Here is a 2,011-nt window from a genome sequence, read left to right as displayed (position 1 = left end):
GCACCTGGCGCGAGGCGTCGGCGCGCTCGGCCGACAGGGACCAGTCGCTGTCGGCGCGCTTGCCGGCGGCGCTGGCGCTGGTGTGGCCCGAGATGGTGATGCGGTTGGGCAGCTGGTTGATCACCTTGGCGACGGCGCGCAGCAGGATGCGGGCCCGGTCGTTGGGTTCGCGCGAGTTCTCCTTGAACATCGAGCGGCCGTCTTGGTCGATCAGCTGGATGCGCAGGCCCTCGGGGGTCTGGTCGATCATGATCTGCTTGGACAGCTCGGCCAGTTCCGGCATGTCCTGCAGCGACTGGCGCAGCGACTGGGCGGCCGAGGCGAAGCTGTCCTGCTCCTTCTTGGCCAGGGCGTCGCGCAGAGCTTGCTCGCTGGCCGAGTCGAGGCTGGCGGCGGTCGAGCTCTGGCCGGTCTTGTCGGTTTCGGTGGGGGCCTCGGGGGCCATCTGCTGGATGACCGACATCTTGCCATCGGCCTTGGCGCCGTCGTCGCCCAGCGAGGTGCCGCCCAGAATGCCGCCCGAGCCGCTGGTGCTGGACGAGATCGAGGCCGGCGCGAAATAGTCGGCGATGCCCTGCTTCTGCTCGGGGCTGGTCGTGTTCAGCAGCCACATCAGCAGGAAGAAGGCCATCATGGCGGTCACGAAGTCGGCGTAGGCGACCTTCCAGGCGCCGCCGTGGTGACCCCCGCCGACGACCTTCTTGACCTTCTTGATGATGATCGGCTGTTCGCCGCTGACGGCCATTGCGCTTAAGCCTGCTTAACCCTGTTCGAGCGAACGTGAGGGCTGGACGTTAAAATGCCGTTGCGATTGGGGCCGCGAAGGGCGATGTCGGGCGTCTTCCAAGAGGAGTTCGCGGCATGAAGACGGCGTTTATCGGCCTGGGCGTGATGGGTTTTCCGATGGCGGGCCACCTGAAGGCCGCCGGCCATGAGGTGACCGTCTTCAATCGCAGTCCCGACAAGGCCGCGCGCTGGGTCGAGAAGCACGGCGGCGCGTCCCGACCGACCATCGCCGAGGCGGTGGCGGGGGCCGAGCTGGTCTGCCTGTGCGTCGGCAATGACGACGACGTCCGCGACGTGGTGGCGCAGGTGCTGTCGGCCATGGGGGAGGGTGGGGTGATCGTCGACCACACCACCACCTCGGCCACCGTGGCCCGCGAGATGGACGCCGCGGCCCGGGCCGTCGGCCGTTGGTTCGTCGACGCCCCGGTGTCGGGCGGCCAGGCCGGGGCCGAGAACGGCCAGCTGACGATCATGGCCGGCGGCGACGCGGCCGCCTACGCCCGGGTCGAGCCGGTGCTGGACGCCTACGCCAAGGCCATCCGGCTGATGGGTCCGTCGGGCGCGGGGCAACTGACCAAGATGTGCAACCAGATCGCCATCGCCGGCGTGGTCCAGGGCGTGGCCGAAGCGCTGCACTTCGCCAAGCGCGCCGGACTGCCGACCGACGACGTCTTGGCCGCCATCTCCAAGGGCAGCGCCCAGTCGTGGCAGATGGAGAACCGCTGGAAGACCATGTCGGAGGGCAAGTTCGACTTCGGCTTCGCGGTCGACTGGATGCGCAAGGACCTGGGCATCGCCCTGGCCGAGGCGGCGGTGAACGGCGCCAAGCTGGAGGGCACGGCGCTGATCGACGGGTTCTACGAGGAGGTCCAGGCGATGGGTGGTCATCGGTGGGATACCTCCAGCTTGGTGGCCCGGTTGGAGAAGTAGGGCAGGGGCGCTTTCGGGCGCCTTGCAGCGGCGATCACTTGCCCCCTACGGACCGCTTCGCGGTCGTCTTCCCCCAGAGGGGGAAGAGGCTCCGCCGCCGGCGTCCGTGTCCTCCGCCCCCCATGGGGGCGGACAGACCGCTTTAGCGGTCAGGTGGGGGCAAGTGGGTGTGATCCCACGCCARARGCTGTGAGCTGATCGGAAAGGGTCGCGGAGCGCCGGACGACGTCCGGAGAACTTTGAATAAATACCGTTTCGACGAAGCCTGCCGCTCCGCGCCATCGTTATCCGGAAG

At 68.3% G+C, this 2,011-nt stretch carries 2 protein-coding genes; one reads left to right on the top strand and one right to left on the bottom strand.

The genetic code is table 11. The features are described from left to right. On the bottom strand, window positions 1–745 hold a 745-nt coding region (locus tag AC1DZ6_RS24250; protein ID WP_477099659.1), incomplete at its 3' end, for a flagellar motor protein MotB. Between the two features lie 65 nt (window positions 746–810). Here AC1DZ6_RS24250 and AC1DZ6_RS24245 point away from each other — a divergent pair. After that, window positions 811–1,716: an NAD(P)-dependent oxidoreductase gene (locus AC1DZ6_RS24245; RefSeq protein ID WP_477099660.1), complete on the top strand. Its 906-nt coding sequence runs from the start codon at window positions 811–813 to the stop codon at window positions 1,714–1,716. Window positions 1,717–2,011: the final 295 nt, after the last annotated feature.

This window comes from Caulobacter sp. P1_B12_2, from assembly GCF_056406675.1.
The sequence above is the reverse complement of the archived record's forward strand: the minus strand, read 5'-3'. Positions and strand labels throughout refer to the sequence as shown.